Below are 17,967 nucleotides of genomic sequence, written 5' to 3'. Positions count from 1 at the left end.
CCGATCTCCGACCATGCCGAGCGTCAGATGACCGCTACCTTTTCCATATTATGTGAAGGCGAGCGAAGCTGGGGTTTTGCCGGCACACACGCCCCTCCATGAGGTCGCCGGTGTTATGCAGATAAAATTCGGGCTCCGTGGATATTGCGATCTCGCTAGCGAACTGGCGCTCCCGGCCGATACAATGCCCTCTCCTTTGATGCGCGCTGGGCGGAGCGCCAAGTACATCCGCCAAAGCAGGCTAGCAGGCGATTATCCCGTAACGTCGGATTGCCTGTCTTGCGTCGAGTTGAGCGCATGACAGGTCTTTTCCGCCGGCGGTGCAGCGCGCAACGGTCCGGCCATAGGCATCGGTGTCGACCGGCTGGCACCGTACGGCATTCCAGTCGACCAGCCGCTTCAGGCTCTCGGTGCTGGCTATTCCGTCACCGGGCGCACACCGGCGGCCAGGGCGACAATGTCCCGCGAGCTCCGGAGCATCGATCCCCTGCAACCTGATCCTGCTCCCGTCACAATCGAACGTATCGCCATCAATGACCCGGACCGAGGAACAGGCGAACTGACCTGCGCTTCCCTTTCCGGCCGTCAGCCAATGCCAGCCAGAAGCGCCCGCAAAGCCGGTGAAGGCCAGTCCCAATGCCACCAGTCGGGCAGTGCCCCAAGGAAAGCCCGAACGTCTTCGGGGCGGCTGCCGGCGGCGCTTGCGGTGTTGAAGACGGATGGGGCGGTGGCGGCGCATCTGCTTGTCTTTCATGACCGAGAGGCTGGGCGCAAGAAGCTTGGGGAGCAAACGATCCTGCAACGGGCTTGGTACCGCCCGCGATGTAAAGCGGTTTCGCGGCCCGTCTGGATGAGCGCTGGTTGGAGCCTGCACAGCGCACGCCAGTGCCATGCCAGGCATCATCAGCCGCACGGGCCCCATCGGCCGCGACGAACTTGCCTTAGCACCGGACCTGCCCGGCCAAGTCCGCAAGCTGCGCTCCATGCTGATCATGGGACTGGCCGATGCCCACGCCCGGGCCGCAGCGCAAGTGCGACGCAACACTGCCATTCGACGTCTCGGGATGGGCAGACGAAGCCCTTGACCTATGTAGGCACAACACGATTTATAGACGGCAGCCAGCTTTAGCCCCGATCGGCTACTGCTGCTTCGATCGCTTGCCTCAATTTATCGCCTGCATCGGCTGCGACGGTTTGCACCGTGCGCTTCCCGGTCTGAGGATCGGTTTGGTGAAAGTGGAACGCCTTGCCTCTCAGCGGTCCGGAGACCAGATCGGCTATCATGATTTCGCGCTGCCTGTTTTCCGCGTTGGCGAACGGCGCAATCAGATCGACCAGCCAGATGCGGTCGCCGCTGGTCCATTCTTCGAGGGTCAGGCGGTTTTGCGGATCGAGCATCCCAGCGTCGAGTTTGCGGGCAGCCGCCTCGTTGCATTTCGCCCACATGGCAAGGCCGACAGGTTGCTGCCCGTCGCGGAACAAATAGAATTGCTGATGGATAAGGGCCGGCATGATCAGCCATTCCAGATCGCCGATGGCGAGGACCTTGTGCAACGGAGAATGGCTCAAAAGCCAGGTCATTTCACCAAGAAAATGGCTGACCGTCGGTGCTGCGTTGGCGTCTCCTGCTGCGGCAGAGGACGTCTTGCCGTTCACCTTACCGTTCTTGCCGGTCGGGACCGCCCTCTTTTCGTCAACCTTCCTATTCATGGATTTTTTCGAATCTTTCTATCGTCGTTGATCGGGATCGTGACTGCAGCCGATGGTAGCAACGCGGCCTATCTGCAACCAGAGACAAAACACATGGCAGTTTCGGCTGCCTGCCACGTGCTGAAGTACTGGTCGATCTCAGGCAGTGGACGCTGCAAGCAGATTGGATTCACTCCACTGACTTGCCGCAACCGAGGAAAGTGTGCTGCCGTCCGCACCCGCTCCGAAACTGCTCATCGCCTCGCGCAACTGCGATGCCGCTGTTTGGGAAGCCAAAGCTCCGGTCGACAGCGTTTCAGGGGCAGATGCAGAGCTCGGGTCGAATGCCAGGGCGACCGTGCCGATCGTTCCGGTAATCCCGTTATCCCAGGTAAATGTCGCAGTCGAGAGCGCAATGTTGTCTCCCGGCTTCACCTGATCGTTCACGGCATTGGTGGACAGACCGATCTCCTTGATTCCCAGACCGGACAAGCCGCTGAGTTCGCCCTCGTCAGTAACCCCGTCGTGATCGCGGTCGACCCACACTTTGAGATCGGCAAAACGGGCATCGTTCTTATCCAGTTTGCCATCCTTGCTGCTGTCTAGCGACATCAAGGCTTCCCAGGAACTCTTGGCCTCATCCTTTTCCTTGAGGAGCGACAACTCGGCTGCGGTTGTGATCAAACCATCGTTATTGCGGTCGATCACCAGTATCCCGTCCTTGTCCGCAACCCAGCCCGTGTCATCGGTCACGCTGTCCCCGTCCATATCGAACAGGGCATTGGTTTTGTTTTTACGGCGGCCTTCCAGCCCATCGCCGTCAAGGTCGATGAAGATCGTCTGCAGCATCCCGATCGACCCGGTGTCGAACTTGACAATCGACGCTGCCGCAACCTGGCCTGCACGTGGATCGATTGCGCCCTGGGCCTTGCGGGGATTGAGCTGAAGCGTCCCATTGGATGAGGAAAACCGATAGTGCCTGCTTTTCCCGCCTCGGGTGCTGTGCTGGTACTCCACTTCGCGAAGCGGCTTGAAGGCGAAGCCCGCATCCATGAACGTTCCGGTCTGGCCGCTGGAGAGCGTATAACTCCCCATGTTGTACACGATGTTCGAGCCCGGCGTTTCGACTTCATCCGTTGCGGTGCCGGTCAGATTGATTGCTGTAACGCCAGCCTCGGCAAGGCTAAGCAGTTCGCCGGCGTCGGTCTTGCCGTTCGAATTGTTGTCTGCCCAGAGCTTGAATTCGACAAAGCGCGCGTCCTGCCCGTCAAGCAGGCCATCGCCATTGCTATCAAAAGCGGCCAGGCCTTCGAGATCGGTCTTTGCCCCGAGCTTGTCACTGACATAGGAAATCTCGCTGATATCGTCGATTGTGCCGTTGCCGTTGCGATCAAGCGCGAGCAAGGCGTCGCCCTGCTCGATCCAGCCTGTCTTGTCGGCAATGCCATCGCCGTTCATGTCGAAGCGGGTGACACTGTCTGCCAGCGATACCAGGCCTTGGTCGTCGTCGTCCAAATCGAACACGATTGGCGCTGCAAGTTCCGTGTCTTCCGCCGGTGCGTCCGGTGCCGGTACGGTGACCTCGTGAGCAAGAAACACGTCGCCTACGGCTGCGCTCGATCCGTCTGAACGCAGATATTCGGTGGTGCCGTAAAGGAAATTGTCGCTTTCATTGTGCTCAACGTCATTGAGCGTCAACGTCAGGTTGATCGCCTCGATGCCACGCTCGGCAAGCGTTTTGAGTTCGTCGTCCTGGCTTACGCCGTCGCTGTTGGCATCCTGCCATATGCGGAAGTCGGCAAACTGGGCGTCGTCGCTGTCGAAGAACCCGTCGCCGTTGGTATCATAGGCACGCAGCCCTTCAAGGTCGGACAATGCGCCATCAAGATCGGCCGCAAAGGAAATTTCGCCAATGTTGTCGATGGTGCCGTTGCCATCGCGATCAATGGCCAGAAGCCCATCGTCAGGCCCCACCCAACCCGTCTTGTCCCGCAGACCATCACCGTCCATGTCGAACATGGTGCTTGAAGCCAGCAAGCTAGTCAATTCAAGGCCATCGCCATCAAGGTCAAATATCAGCGGAGGCTTCACTGCACCTGATGGCATAAATCGAAAAGTTATGGTCGTCGATGTCGTTCGTCCACCAGCATCCGTTGCGTAAGCCGCAAATGTATATTCAAAGGATCCATAATTAGCTACATAGGTTCCGAATTGCGAATAATTAGATGACATAGGCGTCCATGCCGATGATATCGAAATTTGTCCTGAAGAATCTATAGATATATTCGGCCTATTTGCGACAGGCGTCTCTCCAGAAGCAAGAATATTGTTTCCGAAGGATGCGGTATATTGGGTAATCTGCCGATAGGAGACTGCGGAAAGGGAATAAGTCACGGTTGCCGGCAACACACCGACTGACTCGGGATCACGGCCTGCAGCAGACATCACAACGCCCGATTGACCGGCATAGATCTGGTAGGCATCGCCCACTCTTGCCGTTTTCGCGCCCACGACAGTCTGGGTAACAATCGGCGCTTCATCGACATTCTGCACGGCAAGCGTGATCGTCGCGCTACGAACCAAGCCGGTCGTATCGTCGATTGCCTGAACGCCCAGATTATAGACGGCCTTTGATGCGTCGAAACTGGCGACATAACTGACTGGTATGGTCTCGACGCCTCTGATCGTCACGTTATACGTCGCATTCACGGCCGCGATCTTGTCAAAATCGACACCCTGATACATCTTAAGAGTTCCATCGGGGTCGATATGCCACGGCCCCCAATCGGCAGTGCCGTTGGTAAACTGCCAGCGCATGTTCCGCCCTTCAGGGTCAGACAAGATACTGTTGCGAAGGCTGATCGGCGTACCGCTCGTATTGGCAAGTGGTACGGCGGGTCCCAGTGCAGCATCCGATTCGTTAACGTTGAACGTCGCGTTGCTCAGGTTGTGTGGTTCGTTGATGTCAGAGATGAACACTTGCAATTTCTCATCGGCTGACCAGGCGTTGCCGTCGAAAGCCTTGACCCAGACGTCAGCCACATGGGCATCGAGGCGCCCGTCGCCGTTCCAGTCGTAGATGTTTGAGCCGTTCGCGCGGAACCACTCGAAATCAAAATTGAGATTGGGGTTTATGCGCACCGTGTTGCCGTCGATATAGAACCAGCCTTGGCTGGTGCTGCCGTCCGAGAAACGCAGCACGGGCGCCGTCCCGTCCGGATCGCTCATCGCAAACGAGGCAACGACGCTGTAGGCATTGGCGGGGTTGGAGCCAAGGCCGGTCTCGTCGAGGAACGACCACTTGGTGACCCCGTTATCGGGAGCGTTGGGCGCTTCGTTGACGTCGGAAATGAAGACCTGCAGCAGTTCGTCACTCGACCAGGCGTTGCCATCGAACGCCTTTACCCAGACGTTTGCAATGTGTGCATCCTGCCGTCCATCCCCGTTCCAGTCGTTGATCCCGTAGCCATTGGCCCGGAGCCACTCGAAATCGAGATTTACGCCAGGATTGATCCTCACCGTGTTGCCATCGATATAAAACCATCCCTGGCTGGTGCTGCCATCGGAGAAACGCAGCACGGGCGTCGGACCGTCCGGATCGCTGAGCGTAAAGGAAGCAACTGCGGCAAAGGTATTGGCAGGGTTCGACCCCAAGCCGGTTTCATCAAGGAACGACCACTTGGTGACGCCGTTGTCCGGCGCATTTGGCGCTTCGTTCACGTCGGAAATGAACACCTGCAGCAAGGTCGACGTCGTCGACGCAAGGCTGCCGTCCCAAGCCTCGATCCGGACGTCGGCGATATGGGCTTCGAGCCGGCCGTCGCCATTCCAATCGTTGACTCCATAGCCATTGGCGCGGAACCACTCGAAGTCATAAGCGCCGTTGTTGAATTGGACCTGATTGCCGACGATCGTGAACCAGCCGTTGGGATTGCCACCAGCAGCAAAACGCAGCGCAGGTGTGGGGCCATCGGGGTCGCTGAGACTGAATGCAGCGATGGTCTTTCCTGTCGCAGCGGGATTCGATCCCATGCCGCTCTCGTCGAAGAACGACCATGCGGTCGAGCCACCGCCCGGCGCGCCTGGCGCTTCAGCCACGTTCGTGACCGGTACGACGATGTTCACGTCCTTCCAAAGCCCGGTGCTGTCCGTAACGCGGACCGTTATCGTATTGTCCGCGTCGCGCGTGGCAGACTCAAAGTTGAGGTTCGCTCCACCGTTGTTGACCAACAGGCGGCTCGGGTTGGATGAATCGAGGATGTAGCGGCCACCGGCATTATTGATGAGCTGGAAGCTTACCGGGGCCGGTGCACCCTCGGCCGTATCCGGATCCACGCCCGCCAATGTTCCCACAAACGTACCGTTTGCGGCATTCTCGGCCACGGAGCCAGTCAAGGTGATATTTGTGGGTGCGGCATTGACGACGACAGTGAGCGCCTGCCAGGCAGAGGTCAGGCTCGAGCCGCCGTCGAGAGACTGCGCAGCGACCTGGAGCGCAGCGTTCTCGAAACGCCCCGCCGGGACGCGCAGTTTCAGTCCTGAAAGCTGCGCGGTGGTCAAGCGCCACCAACCATTGGTGGAATCCCAGGTTCCGACCGCGCTACCGCTGGCATTAACCAGGCTATAGCCCGAAGGTACATTCTTGATAAGCACATCGACGCGTTCGGAACCATCAACATCGACGCTGCCCGCGGCGATGTTCAGCGGTATGTCGGTCCCGGCGTTGCCTCCGCTGCTTGCCAGCTGGCTAAAACTCGGCGTGTCCGCTGTCGGGGTAATCGTGAGAGCGATCCCCCCTGCGTCCAGTGCAGTGCGCGTCGTTCCGCGAATCTGCGCCTGCAATTGCAAGGGCAGCGTTCCACCAGACAGCAGATGGGTGCTCGCGTTGGGCTGAAGCGTCAGCGTAACGGTCCGGTTGCCGTTGCTGTCGGGCGTCCCATAGTCTACCGCGCTCACGTAGTTCGAGAGCACATGACCGCCCGTCGCGGTAAGCAGAAGGTCGATCTGGCTGGCAGGGATGACGAGACCCAGGCCCTGATCATCCTGGAACCAGGCCCGAACCGCGAAGCTGACAGTAGCAGTGCCATTGTTCAGTGCTTCGACGCCCGAGATGGCCACCGTGTCGCTGATCTTTGGCGGGCTCAGGCGTCCCCAGTAGTCCTCCAACGCATTGCTGAAGCTCTGGTTGCTGCTGCGCAGCGCGGCCATCTGCGCCTGCGTCGTTGGCCGGCTGGCAGACGGAATCGCCGCCATGGTCGTAACGAGCGCATTGACATTGACGGGGAGTGCAGCGCGAACCACCCCGTCGGAAACCAGATCGATCTTGAAGTAGCTGTCGGGCAGCCCGAAGTCGGGACTGGTGTACCAATTCTCGATTATGACCGAACCTTCCGGTCCTGCCGCCCCGAGTATTGTCATTTTCAGATGCGCGCCGGTTGCGCTGGTCACGCCGGCATCGTCGACACGGTCGAACCAGACGTCGGTATAGAGGATCGTGCCATCGAGCGCGATATGGTCGAAATTGGTACCCGTCGAGTCGAAGTTGCGGATGCGGTCGTTGCCCTGGTTGCGGCCGATGAAATAAACGTCGTTATCGACGCCGCCTTTCAGCAGATCGTTGCCGGCACCGCCGTCGAGGTAGTCGTCCCCCGCCTCCGCGTCGAGATCATCGTCCCCCGCACCACCAAGCAGGAAGTCATTGCCCGCACCGCCCTTGATGATGTCGTTGCCCGCACCGCCGAGAAGCACGTCGGACAAGGCAGACCCGGTGATCGTGTCGGCAAATGCCGAACCCTGCACAAGTTCGATGCCTGAGAAGAAGTCCCCCTGCGCGCTGCCGCCGCTCGCGGTGCTTGCGGTGGACGTATGCAACGCGAGGTTGACCACCACGCCGGCTGCGGATGCGCCATAATCGACGCCATCGAAGCCGACGCCGCCAATCAACTGATCGGCACCGAGACCGCCATCGAGATAATCGTCACCGTCGCCGCCGTTAAGGATATCGTTCCCGTCGCCACCTGCCAGACCGGCCACGGTAAAGCCACGCCAGGCATCGGTTCCCGTAGCCCGCGTTCCGTCGTTCCCGAGACCTCCGTTAAGCGTGTCGTTCCCATCACCGCCGCTGAGCACGTCGGCACCGTCGCCGCCGTCGAGGCTGTCGTTACCGGCGTTTCCATGAAGGATGTCATTGCCGAGCTGGCCGAGCATGGTATCGTCGCCATTGCCGCCATAAAGGGTATCGTTGCCGTCCCCGCCCTCTAGCTGGTCGCTGCCGTCCAGTCCCCACAGCGTGTCGTCTCCGGCAAATCCGCGGAGGATGTCGCGATTCTGCTGTCCGGTCAGCGCCTCCGCCGCGGCCGTGCCATCGACAATATCGTCAGCGTTGTTGATCGCAAACACGAATGTCCGATCGAGAGTAAGCGGATTTGTTGACTTGTCAGTAGCCCGCACCTTGAGCGTAATCGAAGCGCCATCGGTCTCGAAGTCGAGACTTTGATCGGCGAGCAAGATCAGCTGATTGCTCCCGTTGACAGCAAAGCGCGTGCTCACGCTGGTCGATGAGCCCTCATAGACCGCATAGCTGTGTTGGCCGGTAAGCTGGCCAGCCAGATCAGGGTCGGTAACGTTCAGCGTCCCCAGCACCAGCGCCGGACGCACCGAACCTGCGGCGAGGCGATCGCGCTCGCTGATCGAGGCTGCGGGCGACCCCAAGGTGATGGCGGTCTGTTGCTGATTGACATCTTCCACTTTCACCGAGAAGGCTGTCGACGTTCCGGAAAGCAACGCACCGTCGCTGGTGAGCACCTTTCCAGTCAGCGTCACTTCACCAAGTCCGTCACCATCGCTGTCGGCGATCGCGAAACCTGCTCCTACCAGCGCTTCGAAATCGGGCTCGACCGCAAACTGGACCTGATTCCCGACGATCTTGAAGCGGTTGCCGGGATTCCCCGTGGCGTCGGACGCGAAAACGAGCGTGAGGGACTGCGCGCCATCGGGATCGCTGGTCGTAAACTGTGCCACCGAAGTGCTGATGTTTGCGCTGTTGACCCCGGCGACATATTCGGCGGCCACACCCCGCGACGAGGTCAGGGACGGCGCATTGGGGGCCTCGTTGACATTACCGATGCTGACAACGAACGAAGCTACCGCAGAAGCACCAATTGCGTCAGTCGCCCGTACCTGGATCGTGTGACTGGAGGCCGTTTCGCGATTGAGCAAAGCGGCGTTTGCCACCTGAAGCTGGCCGCCTGCTGTGATGGAGAAGCGTCCACCCGCATTGTCGGCCAGCGACCAGCTGAACGGATCGCCTTCTACATCGACCCCCGCAAACTGGCCGACGACCGTTCCATTGGCTGTCGTGCTGCCGGGCGCGCTTTCCAGAACCGTGAGGCTTCCTCCACCGGATACGACAAAGTTGCGGGGCGCATCATTGACTGGAGCGATCGTGACGTTGACCGGCAGCTCGACCGACTGGCCGTCAGCATCGGTCGCGATGACGACAAAACTGTCGGCACCATTAGCATCCGCAAACGGCGTATAGGTTAGCGCACCGGTAGACGCGTTGAAGTTGGTGATTGCACCTTTGGTTGGACCGCTGTCGGCCTTGAGGCGATAGCCTGTAAGGTTCTGGTCGTGATCGATCACGCCGTAATTGCCATCGATAGCCAGGACGGCATCTTCGGCAAGAGAGATCGCGCGCGGCACCGCAGGACCCGTTGGTGCAGCCTTGTCGCCTTCATGCCAATAGGTCGCGAGCTTGGGCATGATCGCATCCGGCATTGCAGCGGGCGTCGCGGAGGGTGTCGCGGTGGCGACCGACATTGCCGTCACAAGATTGAGCGTGTCGGGGTGGTCGAGGAAAATGGTGTGCGTGGTGGTCTGGATCGCGCCGACGCGGCTTTGCCCGGTGCTCAGGAAAAAGCCCGTGACCGTAACAGCTGTGTTACCGCCGATCACGCCGACCCGCAGATCGTTGCCGACACGGGTCAGCCAGAGCTGATCGTAGCGTACCGAGCTATCGAACGTCAGGATGTTCGTACCCACCGTGTCGACCAATGTGTCGGCGCCGGACATCCGCTCAAACTTGTACACGTCGTTGCCGCTGCCGCCCTGGAGGTTGTCATTGCCGGCATCCCCACTCAGCGTGTCGTTGCCCGCCCCTCCCAAAAGGACATCGTTGTCCGCTCCTCCAACGAGGACGTCGTCGCCATCGCCGCCATCCAGGCGATCGGCACCAGCCTGCCCGGTCAAGGTGTCGTTGCCAGCTTCTCCATAGAGTTGGTCGGTGCCATCGCCACCGTCGAGGGTGTCGTTTTCGGTGCCTCCATAGAGGACATCGTTGCCATCGCCGCCCGACAGGCCGTCTTCGCCGGCATCGCCGTAGAGCATGTCATTGCCACCATCGCCACTGACGATGTCAGCACCTGCGCCGCCGCGCAGGATGTCGACGCCGCCAAGGCCGAACAGGCGGTTATCGTTGGCATCGCCCGTCAAGGTATCGTCGAACGCAGAGCCGACGAGGTTCTCGATACCGTTCAGAACGTCACCGAGCGCATCGGACCCAGCGGCGCCCCCTTGGGCGGTAGCGAGGTTGAGATCCACCGTAACGCCCAGCGCCGATCGCACATATCGTGCAGTGTCGCCGGCATCGGAACCCGCGTTCGACGGGCTATTGGCACCGCCGGTAAGCGTATCCGCGCCCAGACCGCCTTCGAACAGGTCATCGCCATTGCCACCACTGAGAACATCGTCACCGGCGTAGCCGACGAGCACGTCGTTTCCGTCGCCCCCCGACAGACTGTCGGCAAGCTCTCCCGCCTGTCCCGCCAGGAGATCATCGCCGCTCGTTCCAAGGAGCTGTGCGCTGCTCGACGCGACCAGGACACTCGACAAAGAAACCGAAAGCCCGTCGTTGAGCTTGAGCGTCTCGACCGCGCTGTTCGCCAGGAACTGGTCCTTGATCGTCACTTGCGACGACGCCAATCCGCCATGGCGGACGACCAGGTCATTGCCGTTCTTGATGAACGTGAGATCGTTGAGGCTGATATTTGCCCCGAACTCGAGCTCGTCATTGCCCGCGTTGCGGCTTGTATCGAGCTTTTGGCGCGTGACCTGGACACCATTGGTCCGGGCAAAGCCGCCGAGCCATTTGCCGAGATTGTAGCTGCTCGGGCTTGGTGCTGCGGGATTGGTTCCGTTGGCATAGGACCAGGTCGCATCATCGTGTACGAGTTCATTGGCGCTATTGCGGATCTGCAGGCGCCAGTATGTTGATCCCGACACCGAAACCGTCCCGGTGTTGGTCCAGCTAACGGTATATCCCGCGTTGAGCACACCCGCGGCAGTCACGGCCTCTTCCATGACAAAGCTGCTGTCATAGATCGTGTCCGCGCCGCTCCCGGCGTTCCAGACGTAGGTATCGTCACCTTCGTTGCCGAACAGGGAGTCGTTGCCTGCGCCACCGGTCAGTTCGTTCTGGCCGCTATCGCCGCCGAGCACGTCGGCACCGCTGCCGCCGACAAGATCTTCGATGCTATGGTACTCGTCGCCGACAGCATCGCCGGCATTCATATTTGGCGCGCTGAGCTGGACACGAACTGCCGCCGTGCTTGACGCGTAAGATGCCGCGTCCTGACCCGCGCCCCCGATGAGAACGTCCTTGCCGGCGCCGCCATCGAGCGTGTCGTTGCCGGTGCCGCCATAGAGAACGTCGTCACCGGCCTCGCCTCTCAGCGTATCGAACCCGCTGTTGCCGGCAAGGATATCGTTGCCCGTTCCTCCCGAAATGACGTCGTTGCCCGCCGCGCCCGTGATCCAATCGGCAATGGCCGTGCCTGAAAGGGGCGTGGACAACGTCCCGTCTGCACCGTCGGTCCCGGCGATCAACGAGGTCTTGGTGGGGATGATGTCGAGTATTCCGGTCTGATAGAACGCAAGCTTTTCAATGCTTCCCGGCGAGTCATACCAGTCTCTGATGGTGATGCTGTCCTTGGCGAGCGAGGTATCGGCGAGTTCTTCGTCCTCGTCGCTGATCGCCAGCACAAGATCGTCGGTGCCGGCGGGCCGGCGAAGGATCACGTCCTGGAGATTGATGCCAGGCGCGAATTCGATCGTATCGACACCGCTGTTGGCCGTAACGGTTGGCGCATCCACGGGCGGGTTGAACCGCTTGAGCGTCTGGCTCGCGCTGTCGTAGTCATAACGACCGAGCCAGCGCAGATCGGGCTCGGCGGTAGTGCCGAAGTTCTTGCGGATCAGCGTGGCGTCGGGGCCGGTCACCTCACCGGTCAAGGCGTTGTAGCTGTAGCCCGTGCCCCAGCGCCCCCCAGGTACGCTGGCATCGGCGCTCCATACCGTATCCCAGTAGGCTGCATATTCATCGAAAACCGTGTCGCGGCCATCGCCGCGAGTATAGCGGAAGGTATCGTCACCCGCCCCCCCGACAACGACGTCGCCATCGCCGCGGCCGCCGGAAACAATGTCCCGGTCGGCTCCGCCATAGATATCGTCGGCGCCGGCATCCCCGGTGATCGCGTCCATGCCGCCGCCACCGATCAGCTCGTCATCGCCGAGCCCGCCGATCAGCAGATCGCGGCCGATATCGCCGGCCACCATGTCATTGCCCGTGCCGCCGTTGCCGACATCGTCACCGCCCAGCAGGAACAACTTGTCGTTACCCGCACCGCCATAGACGAAATCATTGCCGCCGGTTCCAACGAGCACGTCGCTGCCTGACCCTCCAGCGATGAAACTGGTGATATCGCCGATCCGAATCTCGTTGCCATCGGCAAACTTGAGCCATTCGATCCGCTTGAACGGATTGGTGAACCAGTCTTTGACCGTGAGCTGGGTGCCGCTGAACGTCTCGACGTTGTTGACCGTCTGCATGACCATGACCAGCAGGTCGTTGCCCGGTGCAGCGGACGTACCCGAGCGCTGCAGCTTGATGTCGCCAATCGTGATCCCGGCGCCAAAGACGATAGCGTCTTCCCCGCCCGTGATCGTTCCGTTCTGCACCCCTGCCGACGTGCCCGTCCAATCCGGCCGAATGGCGTCAGCCGTGGCGGAATTGAGCTTCCACTTCTCGATGTTGGCAATGCGCTGCGTCATCGCATCGCCTGCACCGGTCGAGACCGGTGCTCCCGTTGCGTCCTCCTCGGCAATATCAAGGCCGTCGCCCAGGCGGACCACATACTGGTCACTATCCTGGCCGCCTTTCAGGTTGTCACCACCGCCGGCTCCACCCGCAAGAATGTCATCGCCCGCACCGCCCGTCAGCGTATCCACGCCATCGCCGCCTTCGAGCCAATCGGAGCCTTCCCGCCCTTTGAGGATGTCGTTACCGGCACCGCCGTTCAGGTAGTTGCCATCGCCGCCAAGCGCCGCCTGATCTAGAGTACCTGCATCGAGCCTGTCATCGCCGTCGCCGCCAAGCAGCCAGTCGTCCAACCGACCGCCATAGAGCGTATCGTTGCCTGCGCCGCCGAAGACATTGTCGCCAAGGTTCGAGGCATAGATCGTATCGTTGCCGTCGCCGCCATCGACGGTGGCCGCGATGTCGATATCGAGCACGCGACGGTCCGAAGTTGCAAAATCGACAGTCGCAGTCGTGGCGAGCGGGCGCGAGCGAGACAGGGTAAACACCGCCTGTCCGCTCGCTTCGTCGAGTACGACATCGTCGATCCAGACGAGCGGCTCGTTACCCGCGCCGTCGACGATCGTTCCGGTCCCGCTGACAACGGAAGTGCCATTGGCAAGCGCCGCCGCGCCTGCGGTGACGGTGGCCGACAGCGTAAAGCGTTCGTTGCCCTCGACGTTGAGGTACTGCGGCTCCGTTCCCTCAGGATCATAGGCCGGATTGGGGGTGTTATCGGCGACAATAGCCGTTCGCACGAAGCGCTCTCGAGATCCCGCGGTGAACGTCAGGCTCGTCGCGTTGACCCAATTGATGCCGTCGTCCGAAACTTGGATATTGGCTACACCCGCGCTACCGAAATCGACACCGGCACCCGACGCACCGTCGCCACCAAGGGCCAAGGACAGCGTAACCGCGGTAGCAGCCGCCTTGGACAGCGAAATGCGGAATACGGCATAGCCGTCGCCTTCCCAGGCATAGCTGTCGCCAACCATCAGCGTCGGCAAGGTCGCTGTGCCGTCTGTCACGGTTGCAACGGCGTCTCCGCCCATGATGCGCATGGTTGGCGCATTGGACAGGCTCGCGAGGAACGTTTCCGTTGCTTCCGCAATGCCGTCGTTGGCAACCGCCACCGACACGCTGGTCCGCCGGCTGTTGGCGGCGAACGACACCGCTACTGTCCTGGCAGAAAAGTCACTGCCGGTAACCGCGATGTCGTTATTCAGATGTCCGTCGACTTCGAAACCGCGCTGGTCAGTAAGCTTGGCGGACCTCAGGTCTATGGTATCGGTACCGGATGTGGCTTCGATAGTGGTTTGGCCGGCAATGTCGATGGTGTCGCCAAACGTATAGCGGCCGATACCGATAAGGCGACTTATCTGACCGCTGCCATAATCATAGTCGAATCTGAAATTGACATTGCCCGCGTTGGTATCGGCTTCCTTCAGCACATAAGTGAAACCACCAAACCAGTCGCTGCGATGCCGGCGCGTGAGCCCGAGTTCATCGGCCCGCGCCAGATTTATAAGAGTCTCTGCTGTGAAGGCACTATCAGGCTCTGCGGAAACGAGCGCATTGATCACCGACGAATTGGAGAGGTAACTTTCGTAGCTCTGTGCAGACGATATGTTGCCGACCAAGACATTGGTGTCGAAGTTCGTGGCATCGACGCCGCCGAGCTCGAAGGTATTGTAGATCGCGCGCTTGACGTAGACATTGCCTCCGGCAATCTGAAAATCAGGGTCCGTCAGGCCTTGATAAACGCCGTAACCAACCACACGGCCAAAGGCATTCTGCTGCTTTGAAGAGACTCGGAACGCTATGTAGCTCTGGTCCATCGATCCGCGTGTTTGATAGACGTAGTCCTTCTTGCGCATGCCATAGTTGCCGGCAAGCACCCCGGTCGGGTTCAGGAGCGTGCCCCCGGCAGCCGCGATAACGGCATTGAAAGTTTCCGCCGCCGAACTGGCCAGACTGCGCGCCGCATCCTGCGAGCCGCCTTTCCGTGACCAGACGTTGGTGACGACGAATTTCTGCTCGGCCCCGTTCCAAGTCGCATCGGCACCGGAGCGGGGGGTGCCACCGAAGATCGAGCCGATCAAACCGCCGACGATAAATCCAACAAAGGCGCCTATGGCTGCACCAACCGGGCCACCCATTAATATGCCCGCCTTGGCAAGCTCTGCAGCTGCCATAACACCGAGTGCCGACCCCACAGATGCCCCGATCTGCCCGCCGATGGTGTCGAAAGTGACTACCTTGGAGGCAAGGTATGACCCCAGGAATCCTCCAACGGCGTTACCAAGCTGCGTGCGACTCAGCCCATCGAAAAGCTCTTTGCCCGATGCAATATTCGTAACGATTCGACCGACTGCATAGCCAGCTGCGCTATTAGTGAGCTCGCCTACAAATCCGTCAAAACCTAACACTGCAACGAGTTCTGCCGTTAGGAACGATGAAATTGCCCCCAAGCCAGCAGATTTGAGGTTCCGCAATAACTCCTGATCAAAGTCTGCAAAAGCAACTTTTACGTTTTCACCTATTGCCTCTGGCGACCCGAATACAATTGCATCAACTGCCTCTCCAAGGTTCTCGCCTAACGTTCGAAGCCCCGCCGAGTACAGAGCGCCAGCAAGTTCATCACCACCAGCAAGGCGATATCCCAAGACGCTGCCTAACGTCGCGGCACCATCAGTAAAACTGATCATTTGTTCGTCGCTGGTCAGTCTCAACGCAGTATTTTTAATTTTACCATCCGGTTTACGTTCAATATAAACAGTAATATTACCGCTTTTATACTCACGTAAAGTCTCGACGAATTTAGGTGCTCCACCATCATTAACGACAAAGCCGTGAAACAGCATGCCGCTCTCTTCGTTCTGCAATACAAATCCGCTCTTACCATCACTCCACTTTGCTTTGGCCTTGAACCCTCCGACAGTCACAATGCCGTTCTTGTCCACCATTGCGACCGGTAATGTGCCCCCCCGCGCTGCGCCAGCGCTCTTCGCTCCCGAAAGAGTGGATGGAGCAGCAATAGCATTCGCGCTACTACCGCCATCGCTAGCACCAATATCTTGTCCGCTTTGGACGAACGCCAAAAGCGCCGAAGCCAAGCCTTCAGAAAGTTCTGGCGACGCTTGAAGAGCCGTCATCGCTCCAGTGTATGTGACGGTCGGCTTGCCACCCGTCCGGCTTGCCGTGACGACAATTTGCCCTTCTTCCGCGGTATCGCTTGCTGGTGTAAATAACGTGACGATATCGACCTTACCGCCGATCAATTCTTTTGAGATCTTTGCAAGATAGCGGGTGCCATCACCAAGTGACTGGGTAACATAAGTGTATGCGGAAGTGGCCGAGCTTGCGAAATAAGCTATAGGATCGGTCGATGCCTTACTCCATTCCTCTTGGATTGCAGCAGCATAGGGGCTAACGAACTGCTTAACAGTCTGATAAGTTTCAGTCCCACCTTGAATAACACGGTCCCTAAGATCCTTGATATAGCTAACCGCATCACTGGTTTTCTGAGCAACTGCTGTAACAGTTCCATTGAAATATTCTTGATGCTCTCTCCACATCGTATTGCTAAAAAGTGTATTTGGGTTTTTTTCAGCAATTACTGAAGCAACACCAAGACTAATTGTGACAACTCCTAAAACTGCCAATACAGCTGGCGTGCTGACAGTGATTGCAGCTAGACCAATTACTGCTGCAGCAGATCCAAATAACCAAGCTTCATATTTGTTTTCCTTTTCCTGATCTGTTTTATCGTTTCGACTCAGGTAATTTTTTAACTCAACGGTATCTGCCACAAAGCCCGTAAAAGCAGCTACGCTACCAGCTCTTTTTAGTGCTTTACCACCCACCTCCGCCGCGACGCCGGTTGCGGTACTGCCTAGATTCGCCAACTCGATTACTGGGCGAACGAGACTATCGACTGTCTGCACAACAGTGGAAGCGAACGAGACACGGGCTGCCTGCGAAGTAGGCTCATTCGCATTTGCAATATCGCCCACTTTCGCCGAAAGGGACACTCCGTTCGGCGCAGTTTGCCAGAAATCAACGGCTGTACTGAGGGACTCATCCAAAAGTTTGTTATTTGACACGGGGCACTCTCCGTTTCGCAGCCATACGCTCTTTGCGCCGCACCATAAGTTCTAGTACAATCCCGAAGGGGATTAGAAATGTACCAATCCACAGTCCGGTATTTAAACGGCTTCGTGGCGTATCATTAGCGTAGTGCAATGATACCATTTTTAATATTTCCATACGCTTATTACGATCTAAAATCGTATTTTTAGAATTTATTTCAATTACAGTTAATATTATGAGTGATTTTCTATATTGAAATAATTCTACTTTTGCTTTTAAAGGGAAATTTCTTGCAAATAAACAATCTGATCCACTTAAACGATCCATGAAACAACGAATTTCATGTGATGAGCCGTTTGCATCTGTCAGCTGCAACCTTCTTCCCCGTGGATCAGGCCGAGTTATCGTACCCTCAAGCCAGAACGTGGGGGCTTTCGTCGCAACGTCGTAAATGTCGGCATATTGCGAGTTTGCTCCACCCCAAGCAGCAAAACCACCAAGAAGAGGCAAACCAAAAATGACATGAAGGAACCATTTGCGGCAGAACTTCCAAACGCGTTCCAGCCAAGCAAAAAGTTTGACCGTTGCAGACCACAAGGCCTCTACCTTAGATCGACTACCACTGATCATTTAATGCCCTTGCTCATTGAGCTTTGCCAAACGGTCCTTGGCTTTTATCAAGCCTGCTACCCTGGGGATATCGCCAGCTTGAATAACACGTCCTATGGTTCGATTTCCTACAGAGGGCAGGTAGACCCATACTGGCCCTCCGCTGTCGGTTGATGCTAGCCGGTATAAACGGCGAGCCATTTTTACGTCTTTCTCCAGCCCTCGCCCTTCTTCAAATGCAGTGCCGAGTTCAAACTGCGCCTGTTTGTCGCCAGCCCGCGCACGCTGTGCCAACTGCTGCAACATCGGGTTAGTGGCACCTGGTGCGAGGCTGATTCCCATGTAGTTGGGCGATATGCATCCGCCCGCTATGAGGCATGGTAAAATGCAGAAGGTTATCAAAATCGGGCGACGCTGCACTTATTGGCTCTCCCGTACCCCTA

At 58.5% G+C, this 17,967-nt stretch carries 5 protein-coding genes; all 5 read right to left on the bottom strand.

The features are described from left to right. Positions 1-241: 241 nt before the first annotated feature. The 5 genes from AC3EDY_RS05840 to AC3EDY_RS05820 all read right to left on the bottom strand — a co-directional run bounded on the left by AC3EDY_RS05840 (position 242) and on the right by AC3EDY_RS05820 (position 17,866). Entirely contained in the window at positions 242-754 is a 513-nt protein-coding gene (locus AC3EDY_RS05840) for a thermonuclease family protein (RefSeq protein ID WP_488571524.1), read from the bottom strand. Between the two features lie 371 nt (positions 755-1,125). Beyond that, positions 1,126-1,710 carry a toxin-activating lysine-acyltransferase gene (locus AC3EDY_RS05835; RefSeq protein ID WP_488571523.1) on the bottom strand — a complete coding sequence of 195 codons (585 nt, stop codon included), beginning with the start codon at positions 1,708-1,710 and terminating at the stop codon, positions 1,126-1,128. A gap of 138 nt (positions 1,711-1,848) precedes the next feature. Next, complete coding sequence (locus AC3EDY_RS05830; RefSeq protein WP_488571522.1) at positions 1,849-16,929, bottom strand: Ig-like domain-containing protein; 15,081 nt, start codon at positions 16,927-16,929, stop codon at positions 1,849-1,851. Continuing rightward, positions 16,919-17,545, bottom strand: a complete 627-nt coding sequence (locus AC3EDY_RS05825; protein WP_488571521.1) for a hypothetical protein — start codon at positions 17,543-17,545, stop codon at positions 16,919-16,921. The genes AC3EDY_RS05830 and AC3EDY_RS05825 overlap by 11 nt, the downstream gene beginning before the upstream one ends. Then, positions 17,546-17,866: a hypothetical protein gene (locus tag AC3EDY_RS05820; RefSeq protein WP_488571520.1), complete on the bottom strand. Its 321-nt coding sequence runs from the start codon at positions 17,864-17,866 to the stop codon at positions 17,546-17,548. Between the last annotated feature and the right edge of the window lie 101 nt (positions 17,867-17,967).

Source organism: Novosphingobium sp. DS6-6 (assembly GCF_057784975.1).
This window is presented reverse-complemented; position numbering and strand designations above follow the sequence as displayed.